The 14,273-nt window shown below is 68.7% G+C and carries 10 protein-coding genes; 4 read left to right on the top strand and 6 right to left on the bottom strand.

All coding sequences use genetic code 11. From position 1 onward, the window contains the following. Positions 1 to 507 precede the first annotated feature (507 nt). Both L3i22_RS03735 and L3i22_RS03730 read left to right on the top strand, forming a co-directional pair. Complete coding sequence (locus L3i22_RS03735; protein ID WP_221325602.1) at positions 508 to 1,266, top strand: M23 family metallopeptidase; 759 nt, start codon at positions 508 to 510, stop codon at positions 1,264 to 1,266. 106 nt (positions 1,267 to 1,372) lie between these two features. Continuing rightward, the gene (locus L3i22_RS03730; RefSeq protein ID WP_221325601.1) at positions 1,373 to 2,215 is read left to right on the top strand and encodes a M23 family metallopeptidase; all 843 of its coding nucleotides are present in this window, start codon (positions 1,373 to 1,375) and stop codon (positions 2,213 to 2,215) included. A gap of 15 nt (positions 2,216 to 2,230) precedes the next feature. On the opposite strand, the gene pcrA is transcribed toward L3i22_RS03730, so the two are convergent. Beyond that, entirely contained in the window at positions 2,231 to 4,648 is a 2,418-nt protein-coding gene (pcrA, locus tag L3i22_RS03725) for a DNA helicase PcrA (RefSeq protein WP_221325600.1), read from the bottom strand. Positions 4,649 to 4,819: 171 nt separating this feature from the next. On the opposite strand from pcrA, the gene L3i22_RS03720 reads away from it, so the two are divergent. Further along, complete coding sequence (locus L3i22_RS03720) at positions 4,820 to 6,664, top strand: bifunctional UDP-sugar hydrolase/5'-nucleotidase (protein ID WP_221325599.1); 1,845 nt, start codon at positions 4,820 to 4,822, stop codon at positions 6,662 to 6,664. Between the two features lie 693 nt (positions 6,665 to 7,357). After that, a complete protein-coding gene (locus L3i22_RS03715) occupies positions 7,358 to 7,669 on the top strand; it encodes a chorismate mutase (protein ID WP_221329768.1) in 312 nt (103 codons plus the stop codon). A gap of 750 nt (positions 7,670 to 8,419) precedes the next feature. On the opposite strand, the gene L3i22_RS03710 is transcribed toward L3i22_RS03715, so the two are convergent. The 5 genes from L3i22_RS03710 to L3i22_RS03690 all read right to left on the bottom strand — a co-directional run bounded on the left by L3i22_RS03710 (position 8,420) and on the right by L3i22_RS03690 (position 14,090). Then, the gene (locus L3i22_RS03710; protein ID WP_221325598.1) at positions 8,420 to 9,427 is read right to left on the bottom strand and encodes an ABC transporter ATP-binding protein; all 1,008 of its coding nucleotides are present in this window, start codon (positions 9,425 to 9,427) and stop codon (positions 8,420 to 8,422) included. Beyond that, complete coding sequence (locus tag L3i22_RS03705; RefSeq protein ID WP_221325597.1) at positions 9,420 to 10,457, bottom strand: ABC transporter ATP-binding protein; 1,038 nt, start codon at positions 10,455 to 10,457, stop codon at positions 9,420 to 9,422. Before L3i22_RS03705 ends, L3i22_RS03710 begins: the two co-directional genes overlap by 8 nt. Positions 10,458 to 10,461: 4 nt before the next feature. Further along, positions 10,462 to 11,400 carry an ABC transporter permease gene (locus L3i22_RS03700; RefSeq protein WP_221325596.1) on the bottom strand — a complete coding sequence of 313 codons (939 nt, stop codon included), beginning with the start codon at positions 11,398 to 11,400 and terminating at the stop codon, positions 10,462 to 10,464. Continuing rightward, positions 11,393 to 12,319 carry an ABC transporter permease gene (locus L3i22_RS03695; protein ID WP_221325595.1) on the bottom strand — a complete coding sequence of 309 codons (927 nt, stop codon included), beginning with the start codon at positions 12,317 to 12,319 and terminating at the stop codon, positions 11,393 to 11,395. The genes L3i22_RS03700 and L3i22_RS03695 overlap by 8 nt, the downstream gene beginning before the upstream one ends. A 133-nt stretch (positions 12,320 to 12,452) precedes the next feature. Continuing rightward, positions 12,453 to 14,090, bottom strand: coding sequence for an ABC transporter substrate-binding protein (locus L3i22_RS03690; RefSeq protein ID WP_221325594.1), 1,638 nt, complete (start codon positions 14,088 to 14,090; stop codon positions 12,453 to 12,455). Positions 14,091 to 14,273: the final 183 nt, after the last annotated feature.

Raw genomic sequence — 14,273 nt, 5'->3', positions numbered from 1 at the left:
GACCCGCATTGCCGCGAAAACCATTCGCCGACGGTACGGCGGTAGCACCGCCCGTAAATGCCTCGGCTACACCGAGTGAATTCCATTCCGTGATGTCGCCCTCCGGAATGACCTCGCCACCAAATGCCACGACGCCGCCGGATCCGGCCCCCGCTCGTGTGCCAACCTCGCCGACCCCGCGGCACCACGCCCGGGGCGCGCCCCCTACCAGGACACGGCTTGGGAATGGTTACTCCGGTCACATCACGTTCCGCTTTATAGGCGATTACACACCGTCGCTAATTTGCCCCTAAGGAAAGTAAGCCAATTCGGACAATAACTGATCATTACCGGCGCGGAACTGTCACGAAAATGGCGCTGCGACTTGTGACCGGGCAGTCGTTTCGTTACCGTGGCGACGGCTCCCGCACAGGTTCACCCCTAAGCGAGGGCCCGGCCAACACTTGATAACCGCTTGACGGCGGGTTTCGAGGGTGCCGCCGCAATGTCGTCGACGGAGGGTTGTTCGTGCGCCAGCGCTTGTCGTCTGAGCCCGATCGCTATCGCGGCCGCCGCCGTGTACCTACCCCTCCGCGCAGCCGTTACGCCGCAGTCGTCACCTCCGCCTTCGTCGGGGCCGGTGTGGTCGCCCTCGGCGCCGCGAACCTCTCCGACGCGAAGACGATCAGCCCGGACGTCCTGCAGAGCCTCGACCAGTCGCAGCAGTCCCAGGCCGCCTCCGACGCGCTGGCGAACCGTACGGACGCCACCCGCGCCTCCCGTAGCGAGAACCGGGACGCCACCGCCAAGGCCGGCACGAAGCTCTCCGACGAGGAAGCCGCCGCCGAGGTCTACCTGCTGCCGGTCGACGACTACCAGTTCACCTCGGCGTTCGGGGTCCGGTTCGGCAAGCTGCACGCCGGCATCGACCTGGCCGCCCCGGAGGGCACGCCCTACAAGGCGGTGCACGGCGGCACGGTGACCGCGGCCGGCTACAACGGCGGCTACGGCTACTCGATCACCGTCCAGCAGGACGACGGCACCGAGATCATCTACGCCCACTCCCGGCGGCTGCTGGTGAAGAAGGGCGACACGGTCAAGGCCGGGCAGGTGGTCGGCGAGATCGGGAACACCGGTTACTCGTACGGCACGCACCTGCACCTCGAGATCCACGTCAGCGGCAAGCCGATCGACCCGATCACCTTCCTCAAGGCGCACGGGGTCGACATCCAGCTCCAGACCGAGTCGGTCTACGCGAGCATGGCCGCGGCCGAAGCCGCCTCCTAAGAGTTGCCGGCCGGTTGTACCGGCCACGATCTCCCTCAGCGCTCCGCGCGCCCCGCCGACAGAACCGTGACAGCACGAATCACGGTCGTCGGGAGGAGAGTTACGCGTGGGGCAGACAACGGCTGCGGGCGCCAACGGGCGGCACCGTCAGGAACGCCTCGGCCGGCACCGGGCCCCGGTCTTCCCGGCACTCTTCGCCAGCCGCAGCCGGTCCGTCCTCTCCCTCACCGCGCTGACCGCCACGCTCGCCACCGGGATCGGGATCGCCGGCGCCGCCGCCTCGGCGGCCGGCCCGGGCGACCACTCCTCCAGCCGCGGGCACACCGCCGCGCACGCCACCGCCGCCCTCCCGATCGTCCCGCCCAGCGGTGACGAGGCGCCCGGCAAGACGTACCCCCGGCTCGGCACCGACGACGAGGGGCTGGGCATCGCGGCCGGCCTGGGCGTCTCCTCGGCCGCGCCGGTGCTGCGCAAGGCAAAGCCGGCCCCCGCGATCGTCCCGCTGGTGGCCTCGCACGGCACGACCGGCGGGACCGGCACCGGCTGGGTGAACCCGAACCCGGCCGCCCGGGTCACGTCCTGCTTCGGGCAGCGCTGGGGCCGCCTGCACGCCGGCGTGGACCTGGCCGCGCCGGACGGCAGCCCGATCCTCGCGGCCGGCGCCGGCGTCGTGGTCCGGGCCGGGGCGGCCGAGGGCTACGGCAACGCCGTGCTGATCGACCACGGCGACGGCTGGCTCACCCACTACGGCCACATGTCCCGGATCGCGGTGACCGTCGGCCAGGTCGTGCGGGCCGGCGAGCAGATCGGCGACGAGGGCTCGACCGGGCACTCGACCGGCCCGCACCTGCACTTCGAGGTGCACGAGGGGCACTACAAGAACCCGATCGAACCGACCGCGTGGATGCATCAGCGCGGGGTGGACATTCCCGGCTGCGATACGTACTGAATCGGAATTTTGGTCTTAGATCTTCTCGATCGGGGCGTGCCGCAGGATCAGCCACATCACTTGATCGCCGAAGTCGATCTGCGCGCGGGCGCCGGGGCCCTGCCCCTCCACGGTGACCACCCGGCCCAGGCCGTAACGCTGGTGGTTGACCCGGTCGCCGGGCTCCACCTTCGGCGCCTGCTTGAGCTCGCTCGCGGTGGACAGCTTGCTCGCGTCGATGCCGAGCCGCTCGGCGATCCGCTGCGCCTTCGGCGTGCCGCCGGCGAAACCGCCACCCCGGCCCCGGTCGCCGCCGGCCCGGCCGCCGTGCCCGCCACCCGTGCCGGACCAGGACGTGTACGACCCGCCGGTGCGCTCCCAGCGCACCAGCTCGGCCGGCAGCTCGTCGGTGAACCGCGACGGCGGGTTGTACTGCGGCTGGCCCCACTGCGAGCGGGTCACCGCGCGGGACAGGTAGAGGCGCTGGCGGGCGCGGGTGATCCCGACGTACGCCAACCGGCGCTCCTCCTCCAGCTCGGTGTTGTCGGACATCGCCCGCATGTGCGGGAAGATGCCGTCCTCCAGGCCGGTCAGGAACACCACCGGGAACTCCAGGCCCTTCGCGGTGTGCAGGGTCATCAGCGTGACCACGCCCTGGTGATCGGGGTCGTCGGAGGGGATCTGGTCGGCGTCCGCGACCAGGGCCACCTGCTCCAGGAACCCGGCCAGCGTCGCCGCCGGCGCTTCCGGATCGTCCTCGCTCGCCTGCGACTCCACCCGTTCGGTGTACTCCCGGGCGACGCTGACGAGCTCCTGCAGGTTCTCCACCCGGCCCTGGTCCTGCGGGTCGAGGCTCTCCTCCAGCTCGCTGAGCAGCCCGGAGCGCTGCAGCACCGACTCCAGCACCTCCTCCGGCGGGGCGGTCAGCGCCAGCTCCCGCAGGTCGTCGAGGAGCCGCACGAAGTCCAGAATGCTGTTCGCCGCGCGGGTGGAGATGCCTGGCGCGTTCCGCGCGTGCCGCAGCGCCTGGCCGAACGAGATCCGGTCCCGGTTCGACAGCGCCTCGACGCACGCCTCGGCCCGGTCCCCGATCCCGCGCTTCGGCGTGTTCAGCACGCGCCGGATGCTGACCGTGTCGTCGTCGTTCACGATCGCGCGCAGGTAGCCCAGCGCGTCCCGCACCTCCTTGCGCTCGTAGAAGCGCACCCCGCCGACCACCTTGTAGGGCAGGCCGACCCGGATGAACACCTCCTCGAACACCCGGGACTGGTTGTTGGTGCGGTAGAAGACGGCGACGTCACCGGGGCGGACGTCATGGTTGTCGGTCAGCCGGTCGATCTCCCGGGCCACCCAGTCGGCCTCGGCGTGCTCGGTGTCGGCGACGTAGCCCACGATCTGCTCGCCGGCGCCCTGGTCGCTCCAGAGCCGCTTGGGCTTGCGCGAGGTGTTCCGGTCGATCACCGCGTTCGCCGCGGAGAGGATCGTCTGGGTGGAGCGGTAGTTCTGCTCCAGCAGGATGGTCCGCGCGGACGGGTAGTCCCGCTCGAACTCCAGGATGTTGCGGATCGTGGCGCCCCGGAACGCGTAGATCGACTGGTCGGCGTCACCGACCACGCACAGCTCGGACGGGTCCTCGTGATCCTTGCCGACCAGCTCGCGGATCAGCGTGTACTGCGCGTGGTTGGTGTCCTGGTACTCGTCGACCATCACGTGCCGGAACCGGCGCCGGTACGCCTCGGCGACCAGCGGGTGCGACTGGAACAGGTGCACCACCGACATGATGATGTCGTCGAAGTCCAGCGCGTGCGCCTCACGCAGGCGGCGCTGATACAACTCGTACGCCTCCGACACGGCCCGCTCGTTCGGCCCGTTCGCCCGCTGCTTGAACGTCTCCGGGTCGACCAGCTCGTTCTTCAGATTCGACACCTGGGCGGCCAGGCCCCGCGCGGTGTACCGCTTCGGGTCCAGATCCAGCTCCCGGGCGACCAGGGTCATCAGCCGGCGCGAGTCGTCCGCGTCGTAGATCGAGAACGTGCTCTTCAGCCCGGCGTGCTCGTGCTCGGCGCGCAGGATCCGCACACAGGCCGAGTGGAACGTCGACACCCACATCAGCCGGGCGCGCGGGCCGACCAGGTGGGCGACCCGCTCCTTCATCTCGCCGGCCGCCTTGTTGGTGAACGTGATCGCCATGATCTCGCCGGGGTGCACGTTCCGCGCGGCCAGCAGGTACGCGATCCGGTGGGTCAGCACCCGGGTCTTGCCCGAGCCGGCGCCGGCCACGATCAGCAGCGGGCCCCCGGCGTGGGTCACCGCGTCCCGTTGCGGGCCGTTCAGCCCTTCGAGCAGAGCCTCGGGGTCGGCGGATCTCCGCGGGGCCGGCCGCACGGGCGCCGGGGGAACGGCCGTGGGCAGCGCGAACAGGGCGTTGTCGGAAGGTTCAGATGAAGGTCGCATCGCGGGAGCCAGTGTATGCCGACCCTCCGACACCCGATCGCGCCACGGCGGGGCGGACATCGGTGTTCGGCAATCGACATGTCACCTCGAAGTGGTGGCGCCGAAGAGCCTGATCAACGAGTCTGATCGGGTTGCCTGAACGTCCACTGCAGAATCCGGAGGCTCCATAACATGACTTCTCCGCTTCGGCGGCGTATCGGCGTACCAGCCGTCGCCCTTGCCGTCGTGGGCGCGCTGTCCGCGATGCCCGCCGCCCAGTCCGCGGCCGCCGCGCCGCCCGCCGAGTTCACGCCGGTCACCGCCAGCTACGGCGCGTCGCACGGATCGGCCCTGGTCAAGGGTCAGATCCTCAGCTACAACGACTTCCACGGCGCGATCGACCCGCCGATCGGCAGCGGCGCGGTGGTCAACGCCGGGGGCACCAGCACCCCGGCCGGTGGGGTGGAGTACCTCGCGACGTACCTGAAGAAGCTGCGCGCCGAGGCCACGAGCGAGGGCCGGGCGACCATCACCGCCGGGGCCGGCGACCTGATCGGCGCGTCCCCGCTGGTCAGCGCGGCGTTCCACGACGAGCCGACGATCGAGCTGATGAACACGATCGGCCTGCAGGTCAGCTCGGTGGGCAACCACGAGTTCGACGAGGGCGTGGACGAGCTGATCCGGATCCAGCGCGGCGGGTGTCACCCGGTCGACGGCTGCCAGGACGGCGACCCGTACCGCGGGGCGAAGTTCACCTACCTGGCCGCGAACACGATCAACAACAAGACCGGGCTGCCGATCCTGCCGCCCATCGAGATCAAGTACGTCAAGGGCGTGCCGGTCGGCTTCATCGGCCTGACGCTGGAGGGCACGGCCGGCATCGTCAACCCGGCCGGCATCAAGAACGTGCACTTCACCGACGAGATCGTGACCGCGAACAAGTGGAGCAACATCCTCAAGCTGTTCGGGGTCAAGGCGCAGGTCCTGCTGCTGCACGAGGGCGGCGCGCAGGGCTCGGCGACCCCCACCCCGGGCGTCTCGGACTGCGTGAACTTCACCGGCCCGGTGGTCGACATCGTCAAGGGCCTGAACCCGGAGATCGGCGTGGTCGTCTCCGGGCACACGCACCGGTTCTACAGCTGCAAGCTGCCGAACAAGACCGGCACGGACACCGTGGTGACCAGCGCCGGCACCAACGGCCAGCTGATCACCGACATCGACTACTCGCTGGACAAGCGCACCGGTAAGTTCGCCGAGATCACCGCGAAGAACGTGATCGTGGAGAACGGCGTCCCGGACGGCAACGGCGGCTGGAAGAAGGACGCGGCCGGCGTCTACCTGAAGAACCCGGCCACCGTCGACGCCGCCGCGAAGAAGGTCGCCGACAAGTACCGGGTCGCCGTCGCCCCGCTCGCCAACAAGGTGGTCGGCAGCATCACCGGTGACATCGTGCGCACCAACACCGCGGCCGGTGAGAGCCCGCTCGGCGACGTCATCGCGGACGCCCAGCTGTCCTACACCAAGTCCGCCGGCGCGCAGATCGCCCTGATGAACCCGGGCGGCATCCGCGCCGACTTCGACGCCGACCAGTCGACCGGTGGCGAGGCCTACGGCCAGGTCACCTACGGCGAGGCGTTCACCGTTCAGCCGTTCAACAACCTGGTCGCCACCGAGCCGCTCACCGGCGCGCAGCTCAAGAGCGTGCTGGAGCAGCAGTTCGCCGGTTACTCCGGGCAGACCACCACGAAGATCCTCCAGGTCTCGGCCGGCTTCACCTACACCTGGAGCGCCTCCGCCGCGCTCGGCTCGCGGGTCAGCAACCTCGCCCTGAACGGCACGCCGATCGACCCGGCCGCCACCTACCAGGTCACCATCAACAACTTCCTGGCCGCGGGTGGGGACGGCTTCGGCAACCTGGTCGTCGACCCCGCCAAGGTCGTCACCGCGCCCGGTTTCGACATCGACGCGCTCACCGCCTACCTCGCCACGGGCACCATTGCCCCCGGTCCGGCCAACCGCATCACGACCACCCCCTGACCCTTCCACTCGCTTCTCCGACGGCCCGGCGCTTCTTCGCGCCGGGCCGTTTTCTTCTTGAGAACCATGGTGGGGTCGGCCCCAGGGGCAGAGTCAAGGCGCGTTTCTCATCCGCTTCAGACCAGGCAAAACCCTTCCCGGTACGGCGGGATCCCCGCCCCGCCGGGCCGGTTTCCCAACGTTCGGGCGGTTTCCTTGCGGGGCGGTCCGGGAGCGGGGCATACTCGGCTGCGTGATCCAGCAGGCGCGATTTTTTTACTACGGTTCCGGAAGTCCGGCAGCCGTAGGTCGCCCCTGAACGACAGACCTACTTCAAGCCCCGGGCTTCCACAGCCCGGGGCTTGTTGCTTCCCGGGCCGGGCTGTCCGGAGCGACAAAGCACCCAAGGAGCACACCATGACCGCCGACGTGATGGCCCAGACCACCCCGGACGACTCCCCCGCCGCCCCGAATCCGCCCGCCCCGGACAGCGCGGCCCCCGCGAGCCCGGCCGCCGCCACCTCCGCGAGCCCGACCCTCGCCGCCGCCTCCGCGAGCCCGGCCGCCGCCGCCTCCGCGAGCCCGACCCTCGCCGCCGCCGACCGCGCAGCCCCCGCGAGCCCGACCGCGGCAGCCGAGGTGCCCGCGAGTTCGGCTGCCGTCGCCGGCGCGCCCGCGGGCCCGACCGGCGGCAACGCTCCCGCTAACCCGGGGATCGTCACCGACAAGTCCGTCGCCGCCACCGCCGCCCTGGACGCCTCGACCGGCGCGGGCCGCCCGCTGGCCGCCGACGAGATCCGTGCCATGCGCGAGCGCATCGACGAGATCGACCAGGCCATCATCGACCTCTGGCAGGAGCGGTCCCGCCTCTCCCAGGAGGTCGGCAAGACCCGGATGGCCTCCGGCGGCACCCGCCTGGTCCTGGCCCGCGAACGCGAGATCGTCGACCGCTTCCGTGCCGCGCTGGGCCCCGACGGCACCCAGGTGGCCCTGCTCCTGCTCCGCTCCGGCCGCGGCCCCCTGTAACCCGCGCTCCCGGCCGGCCCGCGGAGCTGCCTCAATCACCACGAAACGGCCCTCACCACCAGCCGCGACCCGGCCCCCAGCAGCGGTCGCGGCTCTCGGCCGGCGCCTTCACCGCGCTGCGCCATCCCTGCGGACCGGCCGGGGCCGAGAGACGCGCTACGGCATCCCGGCGGACCAGCCGGAGCCGAGAGACGCGCTACGCCATCCCGGCGGACCAGCCGGAGCCGAGAGACGCGCTACGCCATCCCGGCGGACCAGCCGGAGCCGAGAGACGCGCTACGCCATCCCGGCGGACCAGCCGGAGCCGAGAGACGCGCTACGCCATCCCGGCGGACCAGCCGGAGCCGAGAGACGCGCTACGCCATCCCGGCGGACCAGCCGGAGCCGAGAGACGCGCTACGCCATCCCGGCGGACCAGCCGGAGCCGAGAGACGCGCTACGGCATCCCGGCGGACCAGCCGGAGCCGAGAGACGCGCTACGGCCTGGACCTCGGCGGGCCTCGCGTGGGTTCTTTGAACCGCAACCACCCACGGACGTCGCCCTGGAGGGTCTCGCGTTCTGGGCGCCCCGCGCCCTGCGAGGCCCGGAAGGGTCCCCGCGGGAGCGACGATCAGTTATCGGCCGCAGCCGAGGCAATAAAGAATTTGATCTTAAAAATGGCGCAGCCGCGTCGGAAAGCCCCCGGAAACGGCGAAGGCCGGGCCGGAAGTCCGCGGGAAAGCGGATCCGGCCCGGCCTGCTGCCCGAGGTCAGCGACCGTGCACGACGTCGCGAATTTCCGCGAAGTGGCAAGCGCTGGGGTGCGGGGAGCGCTCGCGGATCTGCAGCAGGGGCTCCTGCTGGGCGCAGATGTCCGAAGCCTTCCAGCACCGGGTACGGAAGCGGCAACCCGAGGGCGGGTTGGCCGGGGACGGGACGTCGCCCTCCAGGACGATCTGGTCACGGTGGCCGCGCAGGCGCGGGTCCGGAACCGGGACGGCGGAGAGCAGCGCCTGCGTGTACGGATGCGTCGGCTGCTCGTAGATCGCCTGGTCGTGGCCGGTCTCGATGACCTTGCCGAGGTACATCACGGCGACCCGGTCGGAGATGTGCCGGACGACCGAGAGGTCGTGCGCGATGAAGATGTACGACAGGCCGAACTCGTCCTGCAGGCGCTCGAGCAGGTTGATCACCTGGGCCTGGATGGACACGTCGAGCGCCGACACCGGCTCGTCGCAGACGATGATCTCGGGCTTGAGCGCGAGCGCGCGGGCGATGCCGATGCGCTGGCGCTGACCGCCGGAGAACTGGTGCGGGTACCGGTTGATGTGGTCGGGGTTGAGGCCGACCGTGTCCAGCAGGTCCTGCACCGCGCGCTGCCGGCCGCCCTTCGGGACCACCTCGGGGTGGATCTCGAACGGCTCGCCGATGATGTCGCCGACCGTCATCCGGGGGTTGAGCGACGTGTACGGGTCCTGCAGCACCATCTGGATGTTGCGACGGGCCCGGCGCAGTTCGCCGCCCTTCATGGTGACCATGTTCTGGCCACGCACGTTGATCGTGCCGGCGGTCGGCTTCTCCAGGCCGACCAGCAGCTTGGCCAGGGTCGACTTGCCGCAGCCGGACTCGCCGACCACGCCGAGCGTCTCGCCGCGCCGCAGGTGCAGGTCGACGCCGTCGACGGCCCGGACCGCCCCGACCTTGCTCTTGAAGAGAATGCCCTGGGTGATCGGGAAGTGCTTGGTGAGACCCTTGGTCTCGAGGACTACGTCACTCACCGATGACCTCCCGGAAGAAGTGGCAGCGGGCCGTGCGGTGCGGCTGGACCGAGACCTGGTACGCCGGCGGCGCCGGGTCCTGACGGCAGGCATCCCGCGCGTAGGCGCACCGCGGGTTGAACGCGCAACCCTTCGGCACGTCGGTCAGCGCCGGCGGCAGACCGCGGATGACGCTGAGTTGCTGACCCTTCATGTCGAGCCGGGGAATCGACTCGAGCAGGGCCCGCGTGTACGGGTGGGCCGGGCGCGCGTAGATGTCGTAGACCGGCGCCTCCTCGACGACCTTGCCCGCGTACATCACCGAGATCCGGTCGGCCACGTCGGCGACCACGCCCATGTCGTGCGTGATCAGGATCAGGCCCATGTTGCGCTGCTTCTGCAGGTCCGCGAGCAGGCCCATGATCTGCGCCTGCACGGTGACGTCGAGCGCCGTGGTGGGCTCGTCGGCGATCAGCACCTCAGGGTCGAGCGCCAGCGCCATGGCGATCATGACGCGCTGCCGCATGCCACCCGAGAACTGGTGCGGGTAGTCGTTGATCCGGTCCCGGGCGGCCGGGATCTTGACCTGGTCGAGCAGGTCGATCGCCCGGTTCTTGGCGTCCGAGCGGGACATTCCGCGGTGCTTGCGGAAGAGCTCGCTGAGCTGGAAGCCGACGGTGTAGACCGGGTTCAGCGCGGAGAGCGCGTCCTGGAAGATCATCGCGATCCGGTTGGCCCGGACCTTGCGCCGCTGCTCTTCCTTCATCTTGAGCAGGTCGACGCCGCGGTACTTGATCTCGCCCTGGGTGACGTAGCCCGGCGGGGTGTCCAGGATGCCCATGATCGCCTGGGCGGTGACCGACTTGCCGCAGCCGGACTCGCCGAGGATCGCCAGCGTCTCGCCCGGGGAGAGCCAGAAGTTGGCGCCGTTGACGGCCTTGGCCACGCCGTAGTTGGTGCGGAACTCGACGTGCAGGTTGCTCACTTCGAGCAGCGGTGCGCGTGGGTCGATGCCCGGTAGGACATCGATTCGCGCCTTGATATCAGTCACAGGGTCACCGCAACTTCGGGTCGAAGGCGTCGCGGACCGCGTCGCCGAGCATGATGAACGCGAGCACCGTCACGCCGAGGAAGATCGCCGGCCAGACCAGCGGCCAGGGCTCGGTCCGGGCGAAGCCCGTGCCGTCGGCGATCATGATGCCCCAGCTGATCGCGCCGTTCCGGAGACCGACGCCGAGGAACGACAGGGTCGCCTCGCTGGAGATGTTGATGCCCAGCAGCAGGGTCAACAGGACGATGTACGACGCGATGGAGTTCGGCAGGATGTGCCGGAGGATCAGCCGCATCGGCGGGGCGCCCAGCATCCGGGCGGCCGCGACGTAGTCCTGGTTCTTCGCCGAGATCACCGCGGACCGCATCACGCGGGCCCCGGAGGTCCAGCTGAGCAGGCCCAGGGTGAGGGTGACCGCGACCTTGCCGTTGTCCGTCGGGCCGGACGAGAGCCGGCTGGACAGGACGATGCCGGCCAGCAGGAACGGCACGCCCAGCATGATGTCGATGAACCGGGACAGGACCGCGTCGACCCAGCCGCCGAAGTAGCCGGACACCAGACCGAAGACCAGGCCGATGACGCCGGACAGCAGGGTGGAGGAGATGCCGATCAGGATCGAGTTGCGGGCGCCGTGGATGACCTTGGCGTAGACGTCGCAGCCCTGGAAGTCGTACCCGAACAGGGCAGCGCCGGACGGCCCCTTGAACTGGTGCGACAGCGCGCAGGAGTCCGGGTCCGCCGAGGTGAACAGGGTCGGCCAGGCGGCCATCACCAGCACGATGATGACCAGCACCACGGCGATCCAGAAGATCTTCCGGCCCCGGAGGTCGGACCAGGCGTCCGCGGCGAGGCTGCGGGGCTTGTCCTTCTTGACCGGGCCGCGCGGGACGTTCGGCTGACCGCCCGGCGCCTCGGCCGCGGTCACGGTGTTCAAGTCACTCATAGCGAATCCTGGGGTCGAGGGCGGCGTACAGAAGGTCGACGAGCAGGTTGATGAACAGGAACAGGATCACCAGGATGCTCACGAAACCGACCACTAGCGGGCCGTCCTCGGTGCGGATCGCCCGGGCCAGGTTGAAGCCGACACCGGGGATGTTGAAGATCTTCTCGGTGACGATCGCGCCGGCCATCAAGGTGCCCAGGTCGACGCCGATCAGCGTGACGACCGGGATCAGCGAGTTACGCAGGACGTGCACCCAGATGACGCGCATCCGGGTCAGGCCCTTGGCTCGCGCGGTGCGCACGTAGTCGGCGCGGAGGTTCTCGACGACCGACGTCCGGGTCACTCGCATCTCGGGCGCGATCACGATGCAGGCGAGCACGATCGCCGGCAAAAGCAGTTGCACGAAGGTCGCGTCGCGTGTTGCGGTAGGTGCGAACCAGCCGAGCTGAATACCGAAGACCAGCTGCGCGAGGGGCGCGAGGACGACGATCGGCATGGCCAGGAGGACCAGCGTGATGATCAGCGTGACGTTGTCGAAGATGCCACCGCGCCGGATGGCGGAGTAAACGCCCGCGGTCACGGAGAAGACAGCCGCGATGACGATCGCGATGAGGGCGAGGCGAAGGGTGACCGGCCACGCGTCGGACATCATGTCGAGGATCTTTCGACCGGTCAGCGAGGTGCCGAAGTCCCCGGTGAACAGGCCCTTCATGTAGTACCAGTACTGCATGAAGAAGCCTTCATCCAGGTGGTACCGCTCGGTCAGCGCGATGCGCTGACTCTCAGTTACGGGACGTTCGCCAACCAAGGCCTGGATCGGGTCTTTCTGGTTGGCGAACACGAGCGCGTACAGCAGAAACGTGGCCCCGAAGAACGTCAGGACCATCTGCAGCAAGCGCCGCACGATATAGCGGAACATACGGGTTTAGCCTCTTCCGCGGAAGAGCGCCGGCCTCGTGAGCACGGCGACGATGAGGTTGGGGTAACGCAGTGGTGGCGCCACGGTTTCACATTCTCCGTGACGCCACCACCAGTCGTGCAGGCAGATCAGATCAGCCGACAACTTCGATCTTGTAAAGGTCGACCTTCTGGAACAGGTCGACGTTCACGTTGGAGACCTTGGTCGAGTAGCCGTAGACGTTCTGGCCGTTCCGCAGCGGGATGACCGGCATGTCCTTCGCCAGGATGTCCTCGGCGGCCTGCCACTTGGCGATGGCCTCCTCGGAGGTCTTGGCGGCCGAGCCTTCCTTGACCAGGTTGTCGAACGTCGGGTTGCTGTACCCGTAGTAGTTGGAGGAACCGTCGGTGCTGTACAGCGGGCCGAGGTAGTTCTCCATCAGCGGGTAGTCCATGATCCAGCCGAGACGGATCAGGCCGACCGGCTGCTTCTTCTCAACCTTGCTCAGCAGGTCGGCGAACTTGGGCTCCTCGCCGCCGACGCAGTTGATGCCGAGAGAAGCCTTGATCTGGTTGCACGTCGCGTCCACCCACGCCTTGTGGTTGCCGTCGACGTTGTACGTGATCTTGATTTCCGACGGGCCCTTGGCAGCCTGGTACAGCGCCTTGGCCTCGGTGGGGTTGTACTCACAGTTCTTGCCACAGGTGTTCTCGCGGTAACCCGCGACGACCGGCGAGACGAACGAGGTCGCCGGCGACTGCGAACCGAGGAAGATCTGGTCGGTGATCTCCTGGCGGTTGATCGCCATCGAGATCGCCTGACGAACGCGAACGTCCTGGAACTCCTTCTGGAACGTCGGGAAACCGACGAACTGGAAGACGGAGTTCGGGCTCTTCTTGAACCGGTCACCCAGGTCGGCCGACGCCTTGGCGAGCGACTCGATCGGGATGGTGGTCTGCACGTCGACGTTGTTGGCAACCAGGTCGGCGTACTCCGCCTGCTGGTCCTGGTAGATCTTCCAGGTGACGCCGTCGACCTTCGGAACGGTGCCCTTGAAGTCGGCCACCTTCTCCACGACGATCTGGGAGTCGTGCTCCCACTTGCCCTTCAGCTTGAAGGGGCCGTTGCCGATGATGGCGTCCTCGAAGCCGTCGGCGATGACGCCCTCGGACTTCCAGGCGGCCTTCGGCAGCGGGTAGAACGCGCTGTAGCCCATGACGGACTCCCAGCCGGAGAACGGCGCCGAGAGCGTGATGGTGAAGGTCGTGTCGTCAACCTTCTTCAGACCGGTGAGGGTCTTCGCCTTGGGCTCGGGGGCCTTCTTGGGGCCCTCCTCACCGTCCGGGTCGGTGGACTGCATGTCCGCGTAACCGGCGATCTTCTCGAAGAAGTACGAAGCGCCCTGACCGTTCGGGCCGTAGGCCCCGTAGTTCCAGGCGTTGATGTAGTTGTCCGAGGTGACCGGCTCACCGTTGCTGAACGTGAAGCCCGACTTCAGCTTGACGGTCCAGGTGGTGCTGGTGGCGTCCGGGGTGACCGACTCGGCGGCGACCGGAACCGGCTTGTTCTGGGCGTCGAAGTCGACGAGCGGGTAGAACAGCGAAGCCAGGACCTCGGAACCGTTCGACTCCGTGGAGTTCGTCGGGATCAGGTGCTGCGGCTCGCCGATACCGATCACGACCGTATTGGAAGTGGTCGACGAGTCATCGGACCCGCCGCCACCGCAACCAGCGGCCAACAAGGCGATGGCGGTCGCACCGGCCGCCATCTTCCATGGGGCTTTCCCAAGCATGGGAGTGTCTCCTTCAAGGGCGCTCACGAGGGGTTGTGTGAGTAGCTGCCACTGTGACACAGGGGCACTGAAACCAAAGAGCGCCGTTATCAAGCCGATATTAGCCGTTTACGTCCGTACGCAAGCCCAAAGATCGTTCTTTCGGCCGATTCGACGGGTCTGAGCTGCAAGTACTCCCTGTAG

It is taken from the genome of Actinoplanes sp. L3-i22 (assembly GCF_019704555.1).
GTDB lineage: Bacteria > Actinomycetota > Actinomycetes > Mycobacteriales > Micromonosporaceae > Actinoplanes.
Note: the sequence above shows the minus strand (reverse complement) of the source record. Positions and strands in the feature narration are given on the sequence as shown.

Coding starts and splice junctions, on each gene's coding strand:
- pcrA (WP_221325600.1), bottom strand. CDS start 4,648: ATGCGACCTTCATCTGAACCTTCCGACAACGCCCTGTTCGCGCTGCCC.
- L3i22_RS03720 (WP_221325599.1), top strand. CDS start 4,820: ATGACTTCTCCGCTTCGGCGGCGTATCGGCGTACCAGCCGTCGCCCTT.
- L3i22_RS03700 (WP_221325596.1), bottom strand. CDS start 11,400: ATGAGTGACTTGAACACCGTGACCGCGGCCGAGGCGCCGGGCGGTCAG.
- L3i22_RS03695 (WP_221325595.1), bottom strand. CDS start 12,319: ATGTTCCGCTATATCGTGCGGCGCTTGCTGCAGATGGTCCTGACGTTC.
- L3i22_RS03690 (WP_221325594.1), bottom strand. CDS start 14,090: ATGCTTGGGAAAGCCCCATGGAAGATGGCGGCCGGTGCGACCGCCATC.